The organism is Acidithiobacillus sp. 'AMD consortium' (assembly GCF_008926505.1).
GTDB classification, from domain to species: domain Bacteria; phylum Pseudomonadota; class Gammaproteobacteria; order Acidithiobacillales; family Acidithiobacillaceae; genus Acidithiobacillus; species Acidithiobacillus ferridurans.
On the sequence record NZ_CP044411.1, the window covers coordinates 255,284 to 278,098 of the forward strand.

The 22,815-nt window shown below is 60.4% G+C and carries 20 protein-coding genes and 1 other RNA gene; 15 read left to right on the top strand and 6 right to left on the bottom strand.

Going from position 1 to position 22,815, the window contains the following annotated elements; all coding sequences use genetic code 11:
• Position 1: 1 nt before the first annotated feature.
• An RNA gene (gene rnpB / locus F6A13_RS01380) (RNase P RNA component class A) lies at positions 2 to 347 on the bottom strand.
• A gap of 149 nt (positions 348 to 496) precedes the next feature.
• Between rnpB and F6A13_RS01385 the strand changes: the two genes are divergently transcribed.
• Positions 497 to 763 (top strand): hypothetical protein, encoded by a 267-nt coding sequence (locus F6A13_RS01385; RefSeq protein ID WP_113526284.1) that lies wholly within the window; start codon positions 497 to 499, stop codon positions 761 to 763.
• Here F6A13_RS01385 and F6A13_RS01390 read toward each other — a convergent pair.
• From F6A13_RS01390 to F6A13_RS01400, 3 genes are read right to left on the bottom strand one after another with little or no spacing between them, the layout of a single operon-like run.
• On the bottom strand, positions 708 to 2,078 hold the full coding sequence (locus F6A13_RS01390; protein WP_126604575.1) for an HD domain-containing protein: 1,371 nt from the start codon (positions 2,076 to 2,078) through the stop codon (positions 708 to 710). The two genes, F6A13_RS01385 and F6A13_RS01390, sit on opposite strands and share 56 nt — an antisense overlap.
• A 5-nt stretch (positions 2,079 to 2,083) precedes the next feature.
• Entirely contained in the window at positions 2,084 to 3,826 is a 1,743-nt protein-coding gene (locus tag F6A13_RS01395) for an AMP-dependent synthetase/ligase (RefSeq protein ID WP_126604574.1), read from the bottom strand.
• 1 nt (position 3,827) lies between these two features.
• On the bottom strand, positions 3,828 to 4,448 hold the full coding sequence (locus F6A13_RS01400; RefSeq protein ID WP_113526287.1) for a glutathione S-transferase N-terminal domain-containing protein: 621 nt from the start codon (positions 4,446 to 4,448) through the stop codon (positions 3,828 to 3,830).
• A 289-nt stretch (positions 4,449 to 4,737) separates the two neighbouring features.
• Between F6A13_RS01400 and lpxC the strand changes: the two genes are divergently transcribed.
• Entirely contained in the window at positions 4,738 to 5,652 is a 915-nt protein-coding gene (lpxC, locus tag F6A13_RS01405; protein ID WP_113526288.1) for a UDP-3-O-acyl-N-acetylglucosamine deacetylase, read from the top strand.
• On the opposite strand, the gene F6A13_RS01410 is transcribed toward lpxC, so the two are convergent.
• Positions 5,592 to 6,104: a DciA family protein gene (locus F6A13_RS01410; protein ID WP_126604573.1), complete on the bottom strand. Its 513-nt coding sequence runs from the start codon at positions 6,102 to 6,104 to the stop codon at positions 5,592 to 5,594. The genes lpxC and F6A13_RS01410 overlap by 61 nt on opposite strands.
• Before the next feature lie 52 nt (positions 6,105 to 6,156).
• Here F6A13_RS01410 and secA point away from each other — a divergent pair, with 52 nt between their 5' ends.
• The 13 genes from secA (at position 6,157) to waaA (ending at position 21,889) form a co-directional block, all read left to right on the top strand.
• A complete protein-coding gene (gene secA / locus F6A13_RS01415) occupies positions 6,157 to 8,898 on the top strand; it encodes a preprotein translocase subunit SecA (RefSeq protein ID WP_126604572.1) in 2,742 nt (913 codons plus the stop codon).
• Between the two features lie 9 nt (positions 8,899 to 8,907).
• Positions 8,908 to 10,134 carry a bifunctional glutamate N-acetyltransferase/amino-acid acetyltransferase ArgJ gene (argJ, locus tag F6A13_RS01420; protein WP_126604571.1) on the top strand — a complete coding sequence of 409 codons (1,227 nt, stop codon included), beginning with the start codon at positions 8,908 to 8,910 and terminating at the stop codon, positions 10,132 to 10,134.
• Entirely contained in the window at positions 10,134 to 11,123 is a 990-nt protein-coding gene (locus tag F6A13_RS01425; protein WP_126604570.1) for a Nudix family hydrolase, read from the top strand. The genes argJ and F6A13_RS01425 overlap by 1 nt, the downstream gene beginning before the upstream one ends.
• Positions 11,124 to 12,086 carry a glycosyltransferase family 2 protein gene (locus F6A13_RS01430; RefSeq protein WP_126604569.1) on the top strand — a complete coding sequence of 321 codons (963 nt, stop codon included), beginning with the start codon at positions 11,124 to 11,126 and terminating at the stop codon, positions 12,084 to 12,086.
• Between the two features lie 17 nt (positions 12,087 to 12,103).
• Complete coding sequence (locus F6A13_RS01435; RefSeq protein ID WP_225981901.1) at positions 12,104 to 12,799, top strand: polysaccharide deacetylase family protein; 696 nt, start codon at positions 12,104 to 12,106, stop codon at positions 12,797 to 12,799.
• Positions 12,796 to 13,872 (top strand): glycosyltransferase family 4 protein, encoded by a 1,077-nt coding sequence (locus F6A13_RS01440; RefSeq protein ID WP_126604567.1) that lies wholly within the window; start codon positions 12,796 to 12,798, stop codon positions 13,870 to 13,872. The genes F6A13_RS01435 and F6A13_RS01440 overlap by 4 nt, the downstream gene beginning before the upstream one ends.
• A gap of 250 nt (positions 13,873 to 14,122) precedes the next feature.
• The gene (locus F6A13_RS01445; protein WP_126604566.1) at positions 14,123 to 15,514 is read left to right on the top strand and encodes an ArnT family glycosyltransferase; all 1,392 of its coding nucleotides are present in this window, start codon (positions 14,123 to 14,125) and stop codon (positions 15,512 to 15,514) included.
• Positions 15,515 to 15,951: 437 nt separating this feature from the next.
• Positions 15,952 to 16,854 (top strand): O-antigen ligase family protein, encoded by a 903-nt coding sequence (locus tag F6A13_RS01450; protein ID WP_225981902.1) that lies wholly within the window; start codon positions 15,952 to 15,954, stop codon positions 16,852 to 16,854.
• 310 nt (positions 16,855 to 17,164) lie between these two features.
• Complete coding sequence (locus F6A13_RS01455; RefSeq protein ID WP_126605677.1) at positions 17,165 to 18,112, top strand: glycosyltransferase family 2 protein; 948 nt, start codon at positions 17,165 to 17,167, stop codon at positions 18,110 to 18,112.
• Positions 18,113 to 18,913 (top strand): glycosyltransferase family 2 protein, encoded by an 801-nt coding sequence (locus tag F6A13_RS01460; protein ID WP_126604565.1) that lies wholly within the window; start codon positions 18,113 to 18,115, stop codon positions 18,911 to 18,913. It begins immediately after the preceding gene.
• Complete coding sequence (gene waaC / locus F6A13_RS01465; RefSeq protein WP_126604564.1) at positions 18,910 to 19,962, top strand: lipopolysaccharide heptosyltransferase I; 1,053 nt, start codon at positions 18,910 to 18,912, stop codon at positions 19,960 to 19,962. The genes F6A13_RS01460 and waaC overlap by 4 nt, the downstream gene beginning before the upstream one ends.
• Positions 19,959 to 20,639, top strand: coding sequence for a tyrosine-protein phosphatase (locus F6A13_RS01470; RefSeq protein ID WP_126604563.1), 681 nt, complete (start codon positions 19,959 to 19,961; stop codon positions 20,637 to 20,639). Before waaC ends, F6A13_RS01470 begins: the two co-directional genes overlap by 4 nt.
• Complete coding sequence (waaA, locus tag F6A13_RS01475) at positions 20,636 to 21,889, top strand: lipid IV(A) 3-deoxy-D-manno-octulosonic acid transferase (RefSeq protein WP_126604562.1); 1,254 nt, start codon at positions 20,636 to 20,638, stop codon at positions 21,887 to 21,889. The genes F6A13_RS01470 and waaA overlap by 4 nt, the downstream gene beginning before the upstream one ends.
• Positions 21,890 to 21,893: 4 nt before the next feature.
• Here the strand turns inward: waaA and F6A13_RS01480 are convergent, their stop codons facing one another.
• Complete coding sequence (locus F6A13_RS01480) at positions 21,894 to 22,802, bottom strand: lysophospholipid acyltransferase family protein (RefSeq protein ID WP_126604561.1); 909 nt, start codon at positions 22,800 to 22,802, stop codon at positions 21,894 to 21,896.
• Positions 22,803 to 22,815: the final 13 nt, after the last annotated feature.

Below are 22,815 nucleotides of genomic sequence, written 5' to 3' on the forward strand. Positions count from 1 at the left end.
AAATTGGAGTGGGCCGATAAGCCGGGTTCTGTCGTGGACGACCATTCCTCTAGGCCTGAACTTACGCGCAGGCTCCAGCAACCTACCCGCATGCACCGCGGGCCACGGTATCGCACGCCTATTTGGTCTTGCTCCAGGCGGGGTTTTCCCTGCCATTTCCGTCGCCGGAAATGCGGTGCGCTCTTACCGCACCTTTTCACCCTTACCGGCGCTTACGCGCTTTGGCGGTATATTTTCTGTGGCACTTTCCGTAGGCTCACGCCTCCCGGCCGTTAGCCGGCGCCTTGCCCTGTGGAGCCCGGACTTTCCTCCCCGGATTGCTCCGCGGCGGTCGTCTGGCCCACTCCGTCGCGGATCATACGCGTTTTGAACCCTCTTGTCAGAAGAAAAACGTGGAGCCGGATTACCGCACTATACTTCATTACGCTGGGGTGCGCCGGTGTAGGTCGCGGCAGGACGCCGTTCAGTGCGGGTCTGTGGAAAGGAGCGAAATGACATGATCAACGATAGTTTTCTCGACGAATCAAGGGAAGTGCCATCAACGGCACCGATGGAACGGGTGGTCGCGTGGTCCGTTTTCCGGAGCCGTGAGGAGGCCCGGAATCTGGTGGAGCATGTCTATCTGGCGCCAGGGCAAAGCCTCGTCGGTGGCCATGGGCAGGACAGTGTTGCGTCGTACTGGTGGGTGGGAGTGCAGGTGCCGGACGTCAGCCATTGGGGGAACGCGACCGCAGTCCATAAACACGGTCGCCTCGGAGACTGAGCTCGGGCAGACGTCGGCGCAGTTCCGCCATCAGGCGCTCGCGGTCATGGCAAGCACCCACGATCTGTAGTTCGTGGGCAAGGGCCAGCGCCTTGCCCAACTGCGGTCCGGGGGCGAGTCCCAGTGCCATCAGGTCAGGCCCCTTCAGCAATGGTTTCGGCAGACGGGGCCAGGCATTCATCTCCTGCCAGAGCCTGCGGGCGGTGTCTATGGCCGGTGGGTGCTCCCTGCCTGCCCCGCGCGCATCCGCCGCGGCGACATCGAGCAGTAAGGAAAGGTCAGGAACCTGCAGCGCAAGGTGGGCATAGGCGGCACGCCCGGCGCCATCGCGGTACAGGGCGTAGGGAGCGCCGTGCCAGCGAATGACCGGCAGTATCTGGTGGCTGAGGTGTGTGCCCGGAAAATAGCGGCCGAGAAAAGACTCGGCGGCGGTGCGTGCTCGTTCATGCCCGAAGGCGCGCCAGCGACCCTGAGGATCGCGCCGGGTGGTGCTGGCTTTGCCGAGATCGTGCAGCAGGGCGCCGAGCATGAGGATGATATCGCGCGACCGGTCGCCCCTGCGTAGTTGGCCGGCAGCAGCCAGTACTCGCCCCGTATGTATCCATACGTCGCCTTCCGGATGGGCATCGGGACGCTGAGGTACGGCCTGCAAGGCTTGAAGTTCGGGGAATCGGGTGACCGCTCCGGTAAGGGCAAGACTATCCCATGCCCGGATCAAGTGCTGGCCGCGCAGAAGCAGCGCCTCCCACTCCTTGCGCAGACGTTCCCCGGGGACCTGCTGGAGGCGGGGCGCCAGTTGGCGGCAGAGGGCGGCAGTCTGGGCTTCAATGGAAAATCCGAGCTGCCCCGCCAGTCGGGCGGCGCGGAAAACGCGCAGGGGATCCTCGCCGAAACTATTCGCCGACACCGCGCGCAGCCGCCGGGCGTGGAGGTCGTCCACCCCGCCAAAGTGGTCCAGCAGACGCTGCGTCCGCCAGTCCCAGACCAGGGCGTTGACCGAAAAATCTCGCCGCTGTGCGGCGATCTCCCAGGGCAGGTGGGGGTCGATACGCCCGCCTTGGGCCTGGGGCAGGGCAATCTCCGCACCCGCTACCACCCACACCGCGCAGCGGCCGCCTACCCGATGAGCGCCAAAAGGCAGCAGACACTCGCTCAGGCGTGCCTCGCTCAACCCGTAAATTTCCAGATCCCAGTCGTGGGTGGCCATGCCCAGCAGTGCATCCCGCGGCGTGCCGCCCACCACCAGGACTTCTGCCCCGGCCCGCTGCAGAGCCGTGAGAACGGGTGTCAGCGCGGCAGGTGGTTCGAGGCGCATGGTGATCAGCCCTTGCCGCTGTCCATTTGCGTCAGCAGAGCGGCGTAACGCTCGGCGACGACGCGCCGTTTCACTTTGAGGGTGGGCGTCAGTTCGCCATTGCTTTCACTCAGTGCTTCCGGCAGCAGGGCGAAACGCTTCACCTGTTCATGGGAGGGCAGATCGGCGAGGGCGGTCGTGATGGCCTTATGGATGGCATTGCGGATGGCGGCTTCGTCCGCGTGGTCACCGACACGCGCCTTGAGGACTTCCTGATTGGGAAAGATGAGCGCCACAAGATAGGGCATTCGGTCACCGAAGACGATGGCCTGTTCGATCAGCGCTTGTGCCATCAGCCGCATCTCGATTTTTTGCGGGGGGATATTCTCGCCGGCGGAGTTGACGATCAGGTCTTTCTTGCGGTCGCTGATTCGCAGGTAACCGTCCGGGTCCAGACTGCCCACGTCGCCGGTGTGCAACCAGCCGTCTACCAGTGCCTCGCCCGTCGCACTCTCGTTGTTCCAGTAGCCCAGCATGACGGACGGGCCGCGCACCAGGATTTCGCCATCTGCGGCCATGCGCCCCTCGAGATTGGGCAGGAATCGCCCCACGGTTCCCGGATGAATGGCTTCCAGTGGATTGGCGGCGATCACCGGACTCGCTTCGGTCATGCCGTACCCTTCCACAATGGGCAATCCCAGGTCCATGAAGAAGCGGGTGATCCCGGCGTCCAGCGGCGCGCCGCCGGAGACGAAGAAGCGCAGGTGCCCGCCCAGTTTTCTGCGGAGGCTGCGGATCAGCAGGCGGCGGGTAAGGGAACGTTGCCAGCGCTTCGCCGGACGTCCCTGCGGATCGAGCCCCGCCCCCCGGCGCAGAAAACGTCCGAGCAGGCCCGGCCGGTCTTCGATACCTCGTCGTACCCGGCCATAGAGTAGTTGAAAAACGCGCGGCACGGCGACCACTATATCCGGATGCGACGTGGCCATGTCGCGGAGCACGGTGTCCGGGCGCTCCGCGTAGGCTACTTCCAGGCCCAGCAGGTAGGCGCCGAAATGCCCGGTACCGCGTTCAAAGACATGAGACAGGGGCAGTATGGAAAGCAGGCGTTGTCCAGCATGCAACGGTACCAGCGGCAGAAAGCCTTCGACGTTACTGAGGATGTTGCCGTGACTGAGCATAACGCCCTTGGGCCAACCCGTCGTCCCGGAAGTGTAGACGATGGTGGCGGTTTGCTGGCGCTGCAAGCCCGCCAGACGTTCTTCCAGCCCGCTATTCGGTACGGTTGCTCCCTCGTCCTCCAGCGATGCCCAATGGCGCAGGCCGGCGTTCTGCGCGGCCGTCGTATCGCGCAGCAGGATACGGTCGTCGGCCACGCCCCAGCCCCCCTCGCCCCCCAGTCGTTGCCACTCCCCGGCGCCTTCCAGCAGCATCAACCCGGCGCCGCTGTCACCCAGCACAAAGTGAATCTCGCGCGGGCTGAATGTCGGGTAGAGAGGGACGGTAATGGCGCCAACGCTGAGAATGGCAAAATCCATGATGGCCCAGTCCACGGAGTTGGGGGCCATCAGAATGACCCGCTCGCCCCGGCGCACCCCCAGGTGCAGAAGTCCCCGTGCCCGTGCCCGTACATGTCCGACGAAGGCTGCTGCGGTCATCGGCCGAAAAGCATCGCCCAGTCGTTGCAGGGCGATGGTCCCGCCGGGAGCGCGGGCACAGCGTGCAAAGAGTCCCTCGGGCAGACTCTGGAAATGGCCGAGATCGATGTTCATGTCAGCGCATGGCCTTCTCGGCAGGCGTCAGGCTGCGTTTGAAGCTTTCCATGCTGAAGATGCGATCCATATAATTCTGAGTGGCGCGGGCTGCGGCAGGCAGAGAGATGTCCAGTACCGGCATGCGCCACAGGAGGGGGGCGATAGCACAGTCAAGCACCGAAAGGTCATCACCAAAGAGGTAACGCTGCTGGCTGAAGATGCTGTTCAGCCCGGCGAGGGTGCTGCGAATCTGCTCCTTGGCGGTTTTGACCTGCTCGGCACCGTAGCCGGGCTGAAAGAGCGGCGCAAACCAGTCACGGTCGAAGCGCAGGAGACCCAGGCGCACCTTGGCGCGGGATATGGGGTCTACCGGAATCAGTGGCGGATGGGGGAACCGCTCGTCTAGGTACTCCATGATCAGGACCGATTCGTGAATGGCAAGATCGCGATCCACCAAGGTCGGCACCTGGTTGTAGGGATTGAGTTCCGCAAGGTCTTCGGGCCGGTTGCCGAGATCGACGTCGATGGTTTGATATTCCATAGCTTTCTCTTCCAGCACGAAACGCACACGGTGCGCGAAGACACAATCGTTGCTGGAGTAGAGCGTCATGAGGGTTTTTTTGCTGCTGGGGGTGGCCATGATCTGTGTCCTTGTTTCCGAGAAGCCTGGTTACTATGCGACGGCCGTTGAGCGATCGCGCATCCAGCAATTATACATAACCGGACGTGCCTTTGGGTGATTAGCGTGGCGGCCGGCGGGAAAAAGCTTCTATGGCATGTGTTAACAAATGTCAATGGAATATTGTCAAGACTGACCAGCCCCTGTAAACTGCCTGACCAGTCGGTTAGTTGTATAGAGACAACAAAAGTTGTAAAGTAGAGATACTTATTCAGTGGGAGGGCGATCCCTCAGGTCGCGGAAGAAGGCTATGATGCGTCAGCGTACACTTAAGAACATGATCTGGGGCACAGGGATCGGTTTGCATAGCGGCAAGAAGGTCTACATCGGCCTGCGCCCGGCACCTGTAAATACCGGGATCGTATTCCACCGCAGCGATATCGAGGGCGGCGCCTGGATCAAAGCGGATCCGCTCCATGTGGTGGATACCCGCCTTTCCACCAATATCGGCGATGGCCATATCCGGGTTGGTACCGTTGAACACCTGATGTCGGCCTTGGCGGGTCTTGGCATCGACAATGCCTATGTGGATCTCGACGGACCCGAAGTGCCCATCATGGACGGTAGCGCTGCGCCCTTCGTATTCCTCATCCAGTGTGCGGGGATTGAAGAGCAGAATGCCTCGAAGCGATTCATCCGCATCACCAAACCGCTCAAGGCGGAAGATGGTGACCGCTGGGTACAACTGGAGCCATTCGAAGGCTTCAAGGTGAGTTTTGCCATCGATTTCGACCATCCGGTGATGAAAAACGGCGGTCAGGAGGTGACGGTGGACTTCGCTCGCACTTCTTACCTCAAGGAGGTGGCCCGTGCGCGAACCTTCGGCTTCATGCGCGAAGTCGAGGCGTTGCGGCGGATGGGCCTGGCCCTCGGCGGCAATCTGGACAACGCTATCGTGGTCGACGACTACCGTGTGCTCAACGAAGAGGGGCTGCGCTACACCAATGAGTTCGTGCGCCATAAGGTGCTGGATTCCATAGGTGATCTATACCTGCTCGGGCACCCGCTGGTCGGCCATTTTTCCGGACACAAGGCCGGACACGCCCTCAACAACAGTCTGCTGCGGGCGCTGCTTCTCCGTCAGGACGCCTGGGAGTTCGTGGATTACGCCGAGCGGCGTGCGCCGTTTTCCTTTGCCGACACCTTGGTGACGGCCTCCGCCTGAAGACGGTCCATGGTGTTGGCCAGGCGCTGCAGTGCGGCGGCGACGGCCTGGGGCACCTGCCCGGCCACGGCCCGCAGTGCCGCGGGTGCCTCTGCCGAAATCTGAGGCGTCGGCTGAACTCCTGCCGACTGCGGCAGCCGGTATGACCAGGGCCGGACTGTGGCGACGATCTGCCTCGCCGACGTTTCCGGGAAACGGCTATTCCATCGTTTCAGTATGATTTTTTCATTTCTTCGCAGCCAGGAAATCCATACCGGGCTCTGACAAAGTACGCTCAGCACCCCCCCGGACCAGTCCACCAGCCAGGTCTGGCCCTGTGCTTCCAGCGCGAGTAATCCGTTCCAGTCGAACTGGCGCTCGCGCAACAGTGTGCCGTGGCGGCAGACCTCCGCGATGGGTCCTGAAGAATCTTGCGTCATGGTGCGCCAGGCGCGCCACCGTTTATCACCCATAGGCTTTCATGCTACCCTGCTCGATATTTTTTACTAGGTTCGTATACTCATCATGTTTGGAACTATCATCCGCCATGTCGTCGGCAGCCGCAATGACCGACTGATCAAGAAGGCCCGTACCATTGTGGCGCAGGTCAACGCCCTGGAAGACCGCCTCAAAGCCATGGATGATGCGACCCTTGCTGCACAGACCGCGTTTTTCCGGGAACGGTTGGTCCGTGGTGAATCCCTCGATGCCCTGTTGCCGGAGGCATTCGCCGTGGTGCGTGAGGTGAGCCGGCGGGTAATGGGCATGCGCCAGTACGATGTGCAGATCATCGGTGGCTACATGCTCCATGAGGGCAAAATCGCGGAGATGCGCACTGGTGAGGGCAAGACCCTCGTTGCGACCTTGCCGGCCTACCTCAACGCCCTGCAGGGTAAGGGTGTGCATGTGGTGACCGTCAATGACTATCTGGCCAGCCGCGATGCTCAGTGGGTCGGCAAGATTCACCAGTTTCTGGGCCTGAGCGTGGGTACCATCATCTCGGATATGTCCAGTGAGGAGCGCCGCGCCGCCTATGCGGCCGACATCACCTACGGCACCAATAACGAGTTCGGTTTCGATTATCTGCGGGATAACATGGCGTTTTCTCCGGCCGATCGGGTACAGCGCGGCCTGCACTACGCCATCATCGACGAAGTGGATTCCATCCTGATCGACGAGGCGCGCACTCCGCTCATCATCAGTGGCCCCACGGAAGAAAATACCGATCTGTACTACCGGGTGGACAAACTCGTCGGGAGTTTTGTCGTCGATGAGGACTATACGGTCGATGAAAAGGCCCGGCAGGTCCTGCTTACGGAGGAGGGGATCGAAAAGGCGGAACGCCTGATGGCGGAGAGCGGTCTGCTGGTGGACGGCGACCTCTACGATCTGGCCAACGTCACCCTGGTCCATCACCTCAACCAGGCGTTGCGGGCCCATGTGATCTACCGGCGGGAGACGGATTATATCGTTCGCGACGGAGAGGTCTGTATCGTCGACGAATTCACCGGACGCATGATGTCCGGGCGGCGCTGGTCTGACGGCCTGCATCAGGCGGTGGAGGCCAAGGAAGGGGTGGCGGTCCAGAATGAGAACCAGACCCTGGCCTCCATCACCTTTCAGAATTATTTCCGCATGTACGAAAAGCTGTCGGGCATGACCGGGACCGCTGACACGGAAGCATTTGAACTGAATCAGATTTACGGCCTGGAAGTGGTGATCATACCGACTCACAGGCCGGTGTGTCGGACGGATTTCGCCGATCTTATCTACCGGACCAGTCAGGAGAAATGGAAAGCGATAGTGGAAGATATCCGCGACTGTCAACAGCGCGGGCAGCCGGTGCTGGTGGGTACCACCTCTATCGAACACAACGAGTTTCTGTCTCATCTGCTCAAGCAGGCGCGGATCTCCCATGAAGTGCTGAACGCCAAACAACATCAGCGCGAGGCGGAGATCATTGCCCAGGCGGGCACACCGGGGGCGGTGACCATCGCCACCAACATGGCGGGACGGGGTACCGACATCGTGCTGGGCGGCAATGTCGGCCATCAGGTAGATATGGTGCTGGCCAATCCGGAACTGGAAGAGGAGGAAAGAACCCGGCGGATCGAGTCTCTCAAGAGCGGTTGGCAGGGGTTGCATGACGCGGCGATAGCGGCGGGCGGATTGCATATCATCGGTACCGAACGTCATGAATCGCGGCGGATAGACAACCAGTTGCGCGGGCGGTCCGGCCGCCAGGGCGACCCCGGCACCACCCGTTTCTACCTTTCCCTGGATGACCCCCTGATGCGCATTTTCGGCAGCGACCGTCTGAGTGGCCTGATGCAGAAGCTGGGCATGAAGGAGGGGGAGGCGATCGAGCATCCGTGGGTGACCAAGTCCATCGAGAATGCCCAGCGCAAGGTGGAAAGCCGCAACTTCGATATCCGCAAACAATTGCTGGAATACGACGACGTGGCCAATGAACAGCGCCGGATCATCTATCAGCAGCGCAACTCCTTCATGGATGCCGATGACGTTGGTGCGGAGATCAGGGCGTTGCGCGAGGATGTTCTGGACGCGGTGCTGGCCGCGACGGCGCCGGAAGGTGTTATGGAGGAGCGCTGGGATCTGCCAGGCCTGGAAGCGGCACTGGAGCGGATTTTTGGCCTGCAGGTCCCGGTCGGGCAATGGCTGGAGGAGGATAAAGGCCTCACTCACGCGGTGCTACGGGAGCGGATCATGGAGATGGCGTTGTCCGCTTACGCGGCCAAAGAGTCTCTCATGGGCAGCGAGATGACCCGCCACTTCGAAAAGTCCATCCTGCTGCAGGTCCTGGACAGCCAGTGGAAGGACCATCTGGCGAGCATGGATCATCTCCGTGAAGGCATTCACCTGCGTGGATATGCTCAGAAGAATCCCAAACAGGAGTACAAGCGGGAGTCTCTGATCATGTTCAACGCCATGCTGGACCAGTTGCGCGAAGAAGTGGTCAGCGCCCTCTCGCGCCTGCATGTGAGTCCGGCTCCGGCAGAGCCGCTGGATTGGGATGCCATAGCCCGTGCTGCCCAGCCTCAGCATTTGCAGTTTTCCCATCCGGATTTTGCGGCGGCGGCACCGCTTGCCGAGGATGCCGGCCTCGCACTGGCGGGGTTGGGCGTCATTGGTGAACAGGAGGCCGGTCACAGCCCCGCAATCAGTGACGACAAGGTGGGACGGAATCAGCCATGCCCTTGTGGTTCCGGCAAAAAGTACAAGCATTGTCACGGGCGCCTGCAATAAGGATAGCGTATGGCCGTCGGTCTTGATCCTCCCCGGAATATCCTGCCCGTAGCCGGGGTTCGCCTGAGCGTGGCGGAGGCGGGTATTCGTTATGTGGGTCGTCGTGATCTGACCCTGATTCATCTCGCCGAGGGGTCCCAGGTGGCGGCCGTTTTTACCCGCAACCGCTTTTGTGCCGCGCCCGTACTGGTGGCACGGCATCATCTGGCGGAAGGGCCCGGCGTGCGGGCGCTGGTGATCAATACGGGCAATGCCAATGCCGGTACGGGTGTGGCTGGTTTGCGGGCGGCGGAGGCGAGTTGCCGGGAAGTGGCCGAACAGTTGGGCTGTGCGCCCGGAGCGGTGCTGCCCTTCTCCACCGGGGTGATCGGTGAGCCTGTGGCGCTGGCGGAAAAAATCGCCGCAGTCTTGCCGGCCTGTGTTGTCGGACTCGCCGAGGACCAATGGGAGGCTGCTGCGGCGGCGATCATGACCACCGACACCGTCGCCAAGTGCTGTTCCCGGCAGATCGAGATGGACGGCGTTACGATCACGGTGACCGGCATGGCCAAAGGGTCGGGGATGATTCGCCCCGATATGGCGACGATGCTGGCCTACATCGCCACCGATGCCCCGCTGCATGGGGCGGCCTTGCAGCAGTGCCTGCAAGAGGCCATGGCGCAGTCCTTCAACCGCATCACAGTGGACGGCGATACCTCCACCAACGATGCCTGCGTCCTGATGGCGACGGGACGGGCGGCGCTACCGCCCGTTACGAAGGCGACGGACCCCCGCTACGGGAAACTGAGAGACGCCATCACCCTCGTCGCACAATGGCTGGCACAGGCGGTTGTGCGCGACGGTGAGGGGGCGACCAAGTTCATTCCGATCCGTATTTCGGGCGGATATGATGAGGCGGAGTGCTTGCGGGTGGCTTACCGCATGGCCCATAGCCCCTTGATCAAGACCGCGTTCTTTGCTTCTGACCCGAACTGGGGGCGCTTGCTGGCGGCCATTGGTTCAGCCGGCATCGAGGACCTGGATGTGGCGGGTGTGCAGGTCTGGCTGGGCGCTACGCGCATCGTGCGGGATGGTGCCCGCGACCCCGGTTACAGCGAGGCGGCTGGTCAGGCGGTAATGGTGCAGGAGGAGATCCCGGTGCGGGTGGATCTGGGCAGGGGTGCCGCCGAAGCGCAAATCTGGACCTGCGACTTGTCCTATGACTATGTACGTATCAACGCCGATTACCGTAGCTGATGCCTACCGTTCCCGTCGCAACCGGAATCATTGAAGACGCCTCCGGGCGCCTGCTGGTTGCACTGCGCCCGGAGGGCAAGCCCTGGCCGGGCTTCTGGGAGTTTCCCGGCGGTAAAGTCGATCCGGGCGAAACGCCGGAACAGGCGCTGGTCCGGGAGCTCTGGGAAGAACTGGGGATTACGGTAACCGCGCCGGAACCCTTCCGGGTGCTCGAATATACCTATCCGGAACGGACGGTGCGGGTGCATTTCTACCGGGTGCGGCACTGGACGGGCACGGCCCATGGTCGCGAGGGACAGGAAGTACGCTGGCTATTTCCCTGGGAGATCCCAGCGCTGGAGTGCCTCCCCGCGAGCCTCCGTCTGATTGCGGACGTGTTGGCGGAGGCTCTGCCCCAGCCGCCCCTCTGTCTGATTGCGGATCCGGGAAGGTTGCCTCTGCCCGATTTCCGGCGCGCACTGGAAGCGGCCCTTGATGCCGGATTGCGCTGGCTGGTGTTGCGCTGCAAAGCGGTGCCTGATGGCCCCAGCGCTGACGTGCTGGCGGCACTATGCGTCGGGGCGTTGGCGGGGGGTGTGCAGGTCTACCTCAATCATCCCGACCCCCTGCCCGGCTGGCCAAGGACCGGCCGTCACCTGACCCAGGCGCAGTCGGACGTGGGCGTAAAACCCGATGAGACATTCGGGGTGTCCTGTCATGACGCTGCGGGCTTGCAACGGGCGGCGCGTCTGGGCGCGCGTTATGCCTTTCTCTCGCCGATTTTCCCCACTTCCAGCCATCCGGATACGGAGGCGTTGGGACCCGGGGCTTTCGCGGCGATGGCTGCTGAGTCCTCTCTACCCCTCATTGCGCTCGGCGGAATGACGGCAGCACGGGTGCCGGAGGCGCTGGCGGCAGGTGCACGGGGTGTGGCGGTACTCTCCGGCATTCTCGAAGCGCAGGACCCTGCGGCCGCCACCCGCGCTTTGCTCCGGCACTGGGACCGATAAATGGCCCTGGTTTCCGTCGTGATCCCGCTCTACAACGAGATCGACAATGTCTCGCCGCTTTGTACGGCCCTCAGCAACGCCCTGGGAGACACCGACGCCGAAGTGATCATCGTCGATGATGGCAGTCGGGACGGGAGTGCCGCCGCGCTGGACCGGGAGGCGGAGGCGCGCGGCCCACGTTTCAAGGTCATCCACCTGCAGCGGAATTTTGGGCAGACGGCGGCGATGCAGGCGGGGATCGACGCCGCCCTGGGCGAGGTGATCGTGACCCTGGATGGGGATCTGCAAAATGATCCCGAAGATATCCTGCCTCTGGCGCGGCGTCTGCTGGACGAGAATCTGGACGTGGTGGCCGGCTGGCGGAAAAATCGGCAGGATGGCCTGTTGTTGCGCAGAATGCCGTCGCGGATTGCCAATCACCTGATCCGCCGCCTCACGGGGGTTTATCTGCACGATTATGGCTGTACCCTCAAAGCCTATCGGGCCTCGGTGATCAAGGGGGTGCGCCTGTATGGCGAAATGCATCGCTTTATCCCGGCCTGGCTTTCCACCCTGACTTATACGGATCGCATCGTCGAGGTACCGGTACGGCACCACCCGCGCCGGGCGGGGCACAGCAAATATGGCATCACCCGTACCTTCCGGGTGCTGGTGGATCTGCTCTTCGTCAAATTTTTTCTGGGCTACAGCCAGCGGCCCATGCATTTTTTCGGGGTGATCGGATTGATCCTCCTGAGCAGCGGTTCGGCCATGCTGCTGTATCTTTTCATCGATAAATTCGGTTTTGGTGCGGAAATCTCCGGGCGCCCTATGTTGATTGCGGGAGTGCTGTTTTTCCTCGCCGGGCTGCAATTCCTCAATACCGGCATCCTCGGCGAGATGCTGGTGCGCGTCTATCATGAGTCTCAGGATAAAAAGACTTATGTGGTTCGCCATACCGTACATCTCGATCCGCCCGCGTGAAGCCGGTTCCCATTCTGATGTACCACAACATAGCGGTGGCCCCGCAAGGGGTCAGGTTGCGCGGCCTCTATGTTTCGCCCCGGCGCTTCGCGCGGCAGATGGCGCTGCTGCACTGGTTGGGTTACCGTGGTTTGTCCATGTCTGCGGCGCTGCCCTATCTGCGTGGTGAGCGCGAGGGCAAGGTGGCGGTGATTACTCTGGATGATGGCTATCGAGATAATCTCGAATATGCCATGCCGGTGTTGCAGCGCCATGGTTTTACGGCAACCTGCTACGTGGTGAGTGCCGCCATCGGTACCGACAATCACTGGGATGCGCAGCAGCTCGGCACACATAAGCCATTGATGGACATGAATGAATTATGCCGATGGCGGGATGCCGGGATGGAGGTCGGGGCGCACAGCCGCCATCATCCCCATTTGCCGGAATTGAGTGAGTCCGAGTTGGACGACGAGGTGGCAGGATCCAGGCGCGAGTTGGAAGGGCTTTTGGCGGTGCCGGTGACCCAGTTCTGTTATCCCTACGGTGCGGCGGGGCCGCGCGAGCGGGAGGCGGCCCGGCGCGCCGGCTTTGCCGCTGCGGTGACCGTACGGCGGGGTCGCGCCCAGCCCGGTGAAGACCTCTTCGGCTTGCCGCGGGTGATGGTCGGCGGACACCACGCGCCGCATGTGTTTCCCCTGCAATTGCTGACCAGGCATGAGGACCGCCATTGACCGCCGCCCCGCGTCTGCTCTGGGTGGGCACCAATCCCGGCGGTGGTGGTACGGAGACGCATATGGTCACCCTGAGTCGCGCCCTGGCCGAACGGGGGGCGGAGGTGCATTGTCTGGTGCATCCGCAAGGACGGATCGCGCAGGCGCTGGAGACCGCGCCGGTGACCAGGCATTTCGGAGTCTTCCGCAATAGCGCCGATCCCGGCGGCATCCGTGCCTTGCGTCGGGCTATCCGTATGGTGCAGCCGGACTGGGTTATCGGCAGCTTCAGCAAGGAATACTGGCCGCTGGCGCTGATCAGCCGCAGCGAGGGGCGGCCTCTGGCATTGTTCCGGCACATGGATCTACGCCTCAAGCCCAGTACCCGCTGGCTGCTCTCGCGTTGGCCTCTGCGCTTGTTCGCGATCTCCGCCTATCTGCGAGAGCGGCTGATCCTGCAGGGCGTGCCCGCAGAACGTGTCGAAGTATTGGCGAATCCCCTGCGTCTGGCAGATTTCCAGCGTGATTGCACGGCGCGAACGCGGCAGCGCGCCGCCTTGGGATTGACGGATGAGGATTTTCTCGTGGGCTTTGTCGGCGCCTGGCACCGTGGCAAGGGTGTGTTCATGCTTGCCGATGCCATTGACGCCGCGCATGCCACCGATGCACGGGTGCATGAGCTGTGGTTGGGGGGAGGCACCCATGAAGCGGAGTTGCGCGCGTATCTGGAGGATAAGCCCTGGCATCATCTGCTGGGCTGGCAAGATCCGGCAACGCCCTGGTACAGCGTCATGGATGTCCTTGCCTTGCCTTCCATCGAGCCGGATACCTTTGGCCGCGTCTGTCTGGAGGCGCAGGCCTGCGCGACACCGGTGCTGGGTGCGGCCATGGGGGGTATTCCCGAGAGCTTTGCGGCGGATCGGAGCGGTTTGTTATTGCCTGCCGGAAACATGGCATGTTGGCGGGACGCTATCCTCCGCTTGGCGGCGGATCGGCATTTATGCGCGGAGTTCGGTGCCGCCGGGCCGGAATATGCCCGGCATTTTGACGCCGGCATCATCGCCCGCAATTTTCTGGCCACCCTGGCGCGATGACACCGAAGCGTCCGCACTTTATGATGGGCGTATTCTGTTCGCTGAGCCGGGAAGAAAGTGCATGCAAGTAACGATATTGCTGCTGTTGTCTGTCAAAGGGCATCTGGCTGGACAGATCTATACCGGCGTAGACCAGCCCTTGGCCGCTCCGACCGATTGAATGCCGCGCTGATGCCAGGTCCCGCCGAGAGGGGGCTCCAGCGACTCAGCAGGTGTTGCACATGCTTTCCACCCTGGGGTACCGGATCGAATGACCACAACGAACACCAGAAACTACTGGCTGCTTTTCGCACTCGCCGCGGCTAGCTTCGTCTTTACCCTCCATAACGTCCAGTATACCGGTGAAGAAGCGGTTTATCCGCTCATGTCCTATGAAATGTGGTATCACGGCCATCTGCTCACCCCGGTCATGTACGGACAGGACTATTGGCGCCCGCCCTTGGATAATTGGCTCATCACCATGGTGTCCATGTGGATTGGCTGGTCTCACATGCTGGTTGCAGCACGATTGATCGCGGCTTTGGCGACGGTGGGTTCCGGACTGCTGGTGGGATGGTTCGCAGGAAGAATCTGGAAGGAGAGGAGGCTGGCTGCTTTCGCTGCCTTGGTGTATATCACGTTGGGGGACGTGCTCTTTTACGATGGCTGGCTGGCGTATAGTGACCCGCTGTTCGCCTTTTTCTGTTTGGCGGCCATGCTTTTTGGATGGCTTGCGGTGATGGAGCGGCGTGTTGGCTTCTTCGCTATTGCCGTGCTGGCGTTGTCTTGTGCGTTTCTTACCAAGGCTCTGACCGTCTATGTATTTTACGGTGTGGCGGTATTGGTGGTGACCTACCAAACCCGCGGCTGGCGTTTTTTGTTTTCGTGGCCTTCCTGGGCCATACATCTTCTGGCGTTGGTGGTCCCCGTCCTCTGGTATGCCATGGCCCCAGCCGGTGGCACCATGGCCCATGGAATGTTCGACGACATCATCGGCAAATTGCAGGGGCAGGGATTGCTGGATTACCTGCATCAGTTTTTTGTCTTTCCTGCGCAGACTTTCGGGCAGTTGCTTCCGGTCGGAGGCGTCGTGTTATATGCCATGTTGCGCCGTTATCCGATTTCCCGTATGAACGATCCGCAGGTACGGACGGCTCTATGGATAGCGGGAGTAAATTACCTGCCCTATTGGCTATCGCCGCAAAGTGGGATCCGTTACCTGATGCCGCTCTATGGAATAGTGGCACTGGTATTGGCGGGGTGGGTCGTTGATTCCGAAAAGACACGGCGTTTGGCCGTAAAGTGGATGATGGCAGCCATCCTTCTCAAATATTTTTTCGCGCTATGGGCCTTTCCCGCGTATACCGATCGGTTTCGCCCGCATATCAGCGCCATAGCGCGGGACGTGCTCATGCAAACCCGTGGGGCATCCCTCTATGTTACGAACGCTGCATGGGTAGGTATCGGCGTGACAGCCGACATAGACCTGGCGATAAGGCCGCATCCTCCACTGGTAACGCCGCCATCAAATTTGGCCAACGGATTCGTCATCAGCTACCCTGGGGCGGTGCCGCCCGGCTATACCGTTGTGTCACGGTATCAGGGCGTGTGGCTGCTATGTCGCGGCACGGTTTGCGGTCAGAAGGACAAAAGCCATGAATGAACCACAAAAACGTAAAGATATGAATAAGAAAATGGGACGATGTTTTTCCCTTCGCGAGCGACCACGTAGCATGGTGTGGCCTATGATTGAATATAAACCGCGCTGACGCTACGCCTATGAAAGCACTTTTACAAAAGACCATGTTCCTGTGTTTTTGTCTGCCGATTTTTTTCTTTCCGTTAAGTACTGCGGCAGCGGGCATTAGTGGCGGTATCTTTATACTATTATATATCATGAGCGGGTACTGGAAAGACTCACGGGAGATCCCGACGCGCCCATGGTTCGTACCACTGACCTTGTTAATATTATGGACGTTGCTAGGTACTATTTGGAGCAGAGCGAGCCCTCACGATACCTGGATAGCCATAAGTCGACTCGGATATTTCTTTTTTGCGTATGCCGGGACAACACTGCCTTGGAACAGAAGCAGGTTCCGGATGATTCCGGGTTTATTTCTGGCGGGATTGATATTGAACTGGATAGTCGGCTTATGTCAGTGGCTTGGAATATGGAAATGGAATCCGTTGATTCCGAGGCTTGGTCCTGTCGGTTATGCCAATCATATTTTTCTCAGCATGACGCTGACCATGGCATTGCTATGGATAGCCTACGATATGCGGGATAGGGTCTTGTTGCCGAGATGGGTAAACGCAATGCTCGCGGTAGCCTTTCTGCTGCAATTGGGCATGGGGGCCGGACGTACTGGTCAGCTGCTTTTCGTTATCCTCATGCCGCTTGCGGTATGGGTATTATTCAGGGGGCGGTGGCGTTATTGGGCGTTGGGGGGTATTGCGCTGACAATAATTGGGATGGGAATGTCTCCCATTGTTCAGCATCGAGTGCAAGAAGGATTGCAAAATTTACAAGTCGTCAGCAAGGGTGATTACGATACCAGTTGGGGACTACGTGTTTTGATGGCCCAGGGTGCACTGCACATGGGCTTCCAGCATCCTATCCTAGGGGTTGGTACAGGCAATTACGCAAACGAGATGGCACAATTACAGAAAAATCATATTCTACCTGATCTGCCATCTCCGTTGATCATGAGCCAGCCTCAAAACAGTTATCTCCTTGAACTGGCCATGCTGGGCATTCCCGGTCTATTGCTGCTGGTGTGGTTCTTATGGGCCGTAACGGCACCAGCATGGCGATTGAAGGCGGTTCCCGAAGGCTGGTTTGTTTTAGTTTATATGGCGGTATTTATAGCTGGTAGTTTTTCTGACACATTGATTTGGGGGTATGCTAATGTATTCTCGCTGGCGCTACTGGCTGCCTTACCAATCCCCCTTGCCCAGGATGGCTTACGTGGCGCGACTACAACTGACAATCGCTTCGCGTAGGGGGTACGAAGGGTGAACTGTGGTGACAACAAGCGGAGACATAAATTTGTAGTCATGGCTGTCGCATTTTCATGACTGGCTGCTTTTTGCCTGATAAATCATTTGCGTCGGTTTCGGGCGCGATGATGATATCGTTAACTGTATTGATTTTTCGCGGATTCCCACTGGGATGGCGCGTATTGCCGGTTCCAGCAGTGTTCCGGCGGGTGATGCTATATAAGGCTATAAATTGGGGTTGTGAAGACGCATTGAGATTGGCTTCGTGTATAGGACTACCCATGCAATATAGGGGGGTCGCATTATCGTGACTATGAAATTTTGCGTTATTATTGTTAACTACAATGGCGTATCAAAAACACTTGACGCAATGTCTTCCTGTCTTGCGGAGGGCGTGTTGGCGCAGCATTGTATCGTCATCGATAATGGTAGCGATGACGGGTCGGTGGAGGTGATTTCGCAACGGTTTCCCGACGCCAAAATATTGGCGAACAGTTGTAATGCCGGCTTCGCCCGTGCGGTCAACCAGGGGTTGGCAGTCGCTGATCGTGATTTTGTCATGGTTCTGAATAATGACGCGCAATTATTATCGGGTACGCTGGAGGCTGTGACATGCTGTTTTCTGGCCTGGCCTCGAGCGGCCCTTGTGGGTGCCCGCCTGATTGACCCGGTTGGTCGTACCCAAAATGTAGTGGCGGCATTGCCGCGATTCTGGCACGAAATATTGCCAAGGGCGCTGCTCAAAAGAATGGCACCAAAATACTTCGGTGGGCGTCTATCAGGGGAGCGTCAATCGGTAAATGTTCCCAGCCTGATCGGTGCAGCAATGACGGTACGCCGTTCTTTCTTGCCTCAATTGGGCATGCTGGACGAAGATTTCTTCTTTTATCTGGAAGAAACGGAATGGTGCGCACGTGCTCATCGCCTTGGATTTGACGTGGTGTTTTGTCCAGATGCCAGGGTGGAGCATGCGCTCGGTGGCACCGCTAGGAAATTTCAAGTAGGGTCGCGCATTGAATTTCAGCGCTCACGGTTGCTCTATGCACGTAAGGTGGAGGGACGCATTCCCTGGGTAGTTTTATCTTTTTGGATGCCAGTAAAGGCAGCAATTAATTTTCTTGCCAACGGAATAGCAATGGTGCTTACTCTCGGGCTTCTTCCTCGTCAGCGGAAACGTTGTTTGACCTATGGAGGAATACTGATGTGGCATCTCCTGTTCCGGCCAACACATTGGGGCTTGCCGGGGAAGTGCAGTAAATGAATGAGTACTTCTTATGGAGATCAGGTGGCCGTGGCTGCTAGTGCTCTATCCGTTATTTATATTACCAGAGATGCCGGGCGTTTGCTGCGGGCATCGCTGGGCAGCGTAGTGCCGTTAGGTGCGGAAATTGTTCTGGTAGACAGTGGTTCTACGGATGATACGCTGGCCATCGCAACGGAAATGGGTGTAAAGATCATTCAAAGGCCTTGGCCCGGCTTTGGTGCGCAACGGCAGTTTGCCGTGGAGTCGGCGGAAAATGACTGGATACTGATGCTGGATGCGGATGAAATTTTGCGCGATCAGGCGCGTTCTGCCATTGTGGATGTGGTGCGGAGTGGCGACCCTCATGTTGCTTATGCGCTAAGGCGTTATAATTACCTTCACGGCAAGGCCATACGCCACGGAGACTGGAGCCGGGATTATGTGGTGAGGCTTTTTAACCGACGCTATGGGCATTATCGTCCCGAGGATATGGTGCATGAAAGCTGGTATGGTCAGGGGGAGACGCGGCGTATGCAGGGATATATCCTGGACCATCATTCTTTCCCGAGCTATGCGGATATGCTGGATAAACTGCGCCTCTATGCTACCCTCAACGCGCAGCAGGTCCACCAGCGCGGCAAGGTGCTCCATGCTTACATGCCCATGACCCACGCGCTGGCGGCTTTTTGGCGCGGCTATTTCTGGCGCTTGGGATTTCTGGATGGTGTGGAGGGCGCCGCTATTGCCTGGACCACGGCGCTGGGCGCGTTCATGAAATATGCCATGGCGCTGGAACTCAGAGACCATAGTCAGCGATGAAGATTCTGCTGCTGCGCCTGAGTTCCATGGGCGACGTGCTGCATACCCTGCCGGCGGTGACGGATATGCGACAGGCCCGCCCGGATCTATGCTTACACTGGTTGGTTGAGCCCGCATTCGCGCCCCTCGCCCAGTTGCATCCCGGGGTCACGCGGGTGATCCCCTTCTCTCTGCGTGTTCATAAAGAACGGTGGCGAGGCTTGGCGGCTGCGCTGCGAGATTTACGCCAGGGTCTACGGGACGAGCATTACGACCATATTCTCGACGCCCAGGGCCTCTACAAAAGCGCCTTGCTGGGCCGTCTGGGCGGTGCGCCCCTGTGGGGTCTGGATGCCGCCAGCGCCCGCGAACCGGGTGCCACCCGGCTATATCATCGCCGGTTTTGCGTGGCCTGGGGGCAGTCCGCCATCAGTCGGAATCGCCAGCTGTTCGCACAGGCTTTGAACTACCCCTTACCGGAAACACCGCCGGATTATGGTTTGCAGGTGGCCATCGCGCGCCTGCGTAAAGACACGCTGGCGCAGCCTTGGAGCGAACTGGCGCGGCAGCCCTTTGTGCTGGGTTTTCACGGGACCTCGCGGGAGAACAAGGAATGGCAGGAAGACCACTGGTGGGCATTGGCCGCCCTGTTGCGACAGGTGGGGTTGCGTTTGTTGCTGCCCGCAGGCAATGCGCGCGAGGCGGCGCGCGCCCGGCGCATCGCGGAACAGGCGGATAATGTGGTCGCCCTACCCCCCGCCACGTTGCCGGAGCTTGCCGCCTTGATCGTGCGGGCTGATGCCTATGTCGGTATGGATACAGGCCTTTCTTATCTGGCCGGTGCCCTGGGGCTGGCGGGGGTTACTTTGTACGGACCGACGGCCAGGGATCGGTTTTCTGTGGCAGAGAGCCGTCAGGCCAGCCTGCAAAGTTCCGAGCCTTGCGCGCCGTGCGGTAAATCCCGATGCCCGTTGCCGGAGGCGAAAAAAGGCCTGATACTCTGCCAGCAGGCCATGCGCCCGGAGCGGGTCTGGACGGCCTTATCCCCTTTGCTGGAGCACCGATCATGAAACACCCCCTGGTGCTCCTGCCGGATGAGCGCCGCCGCTATCGGCGCCATCAGTTCTGGACGGATCACGGCATTTTCCGCGAACTGTTTTATGCAAACTTTCACGAGATTGCGCCAGGGGTGTTTCGCTCGGCCCAGCCGTCGCCGGTCCAGTTACGGCACTGGCAGCAAAAGCATGGTCTCTGCGCGGTATTGAACCTGCGTGCTCCGGCCCCCCACGAGCCCCATTACCGTCTGGAGCAGGAGGCTTGTGATGCCCTGGGCATGATGCACCTGACCCTGCACGGCTTCGGCTCCCGGGATCTGCCGGAACGCGACAAGTTGCTGGCGGGCATAGCGGTGCTGGATCAATTACCCCAACCTTTTTTGCTGCATTGCAAATCCGGCGCGGATCGGGCCGGTTTCATCAGCGTGCTGTATCTGCATCTGGTGCTGGGGATACCCCTCCGCGTGGCGCAGCGGCAACTGCGTTTGTGGCCCTTCGGTCATATTCGGCACGCCAATACCGGCATTCTCGACTGGTTTTTCATCAGTTACCACGATGCTGCCGCCCGCCGGCCCGGCTTGACCCTGCGTGCCTGGATCCAGGACGGGTATGATCGTGAGCACATCCTGAAAAACTTCCGGCCCTGGTATCGTCTGGACTGGCTGACCGACCGTATTTTGCACCGTGAATGATGAGCCGCCGCCTCTACGCCTTTCTGCTCTGGTTGCTCACCCCTGTCGTCCTGGGTTATACCCTTTGGCGGGCCTGGCGACGGCCTGCCTACCGGGAGCGCTGGTGGGAGCGTTTCGGCTGGGGGCCGCGCCGGTCGGATCGGCCTATCTGGATTCATGCGGTGAGTGTGGGGGAGACTATTGCGGCGATTCCCCTGGTGCGGGCTTTGCAGGCACGTTATCCGGAGCTGCCCATTCTGATGACCAGCACAACGCCGACGGGAGCTGCAGTAGTTAGTCAGCGTTTGGGTACGGAAGTGCTGCGGTATTATCTGCCTTATGACCTGTCAGCGGCGGTCACGCGCTTTTTGCGCCGCCAGCGACCACGCCTGGGGATTATCATGGAAACGGAGATCTGGCCCAATCTCTGTCATGCGGCCAGCCGTGAGGGCGTGCCCCTGATGCTGGCCAATGCCCGGCTCTCGCAGCGATCGCTTCGGGGTTACGCTCGTTTCCGGACGCTCTTTGCCCCCGCACTGGCCAGTATGAGCGCTGTTGCGGCCCAGAGTTCGGAGGATGCGGCGGCTTTCCGCCGCCTGGGGGCAGAGCATGTGGTGGTGACCGGTAATATCAAATATGACCTGCCCGAACCTGTCGCCGCGCGGGAGCGGGGGCGTCAGTGGCGACAGCGCTTCGCTGGGCGACCGGTCTGGGTATTCGCTTCCACGCATGCCGGTGAGGAGCAGATGGCGCTGGCGGCGCTGGAAGACTTGCAGCGCCAATGGCCGAATCTGCTGCTGGTGCTGATTCCCCGCCATCCCTCGCGGCGACCGGAGGTGATGGCGCGGATGCAGGCAAAGGGAGTGTCCTTTGCCTTGCGCTCGCGTGCCGAGGACGTGGGGGCGCGCGCGGTTTTTCTGATAGATACACTGGGTGAGGTGATGGACTTCTACGCGGCGGCAGATGTGGTGACCATCGGTGGCAGTTTTGTGCCGGCGGGGGGGCATAATCCCCTGGAAGCTGCAGCACTGGCACGCCCGGTTACCTTCGGCCCGCATATGGATAATTTTAAGGGCATCACCCAGGATTTGCTGGCGGCCAACGCGGCGGTTCAGGTGGCGGATGCCGCGGCACTGGTAGCGCAGTTGGGTGCGTGGTTGACTACCCAGGGGCCAGCGACAGAGATGGGCGACCGTGCCCTGGCGTTTCTGCAGCAGCAGCGTGGCGCGCTAAGGCGTACTTTTGCCCTGCTGGATCATCTCGTTCCGTAACTTTTTAATAGGGATGGTCCCAGCCTTCCGGCTGATCCTTGAAACGGCGGTGAACCCACCAGTACTGTTCAGGGGCTTTACGGATGGCGGTCTCCAGTGCCGCATTCATCGCCGTGGCATCGGCTGTGGCATCCCCGCTCGGAAAGGATTCCGGCATGGGGACAATCTCGACACGAAAACCCTCACCACCCGGTAACCGATAGGCGAAGAGTCCGAACACCGGGCTTCCGCGCCGCGCCGCCAGCCGGCCCAGCAAAGGTGTGGTGCAGGCAGGACGGCCGAAGAACGGGACGTAATCCCCTTCGCGCGGATCGACGTTCTGATCCGGAAGTATACCGATGGCCTCTCCCTGATGCAGTGCGTGGAGCAGGGGGCGGATACCTCCCTCCTTGGGGACCAATTGCGCGCCACTGCGCCCGCGCCCAGCCACAATGCGGGCGTTGACGGCCGGATTGCGGGTTTCCATGTAGAGTACGGTTACCGGCCAGCGTTGCCCGATGTAGAGCACCGCGGCTTCCCAGGCCCCGAGGTGCGCGGTGAAGAGAATCACCCCATGTCCTTTGGCTAAAGCGGCGTCCACCAGATCGTCCCCACGCACTTCGCGGATCAGGCCGAGGGCGCGGGGCAAGGGCCAGTACCACAATGGTCCCAGCTCCAGGGCCGCCTGGCCCAGTGCCCGGAAGTGCGCGCGCCGCAGAGTAAGCCGCTGGGCCAGACTCATCATGGGGAAAGCAATGGCGAGGTTGGCATCCACCACCTTGCGCACCCGGCTCATACTGAGCCGCACCACATCACCGAGCATTGCGCCCAGAGCTGCCCGCCAACGCCGCGGCAGGTGCCCCGCCCCGCGCAGAATGCCCGCTGCCAGCGTGGCCACTGCTTTTTGCTTCAGGTTACCCTGCACCTCTGTCACTTCTCTCTGGTCT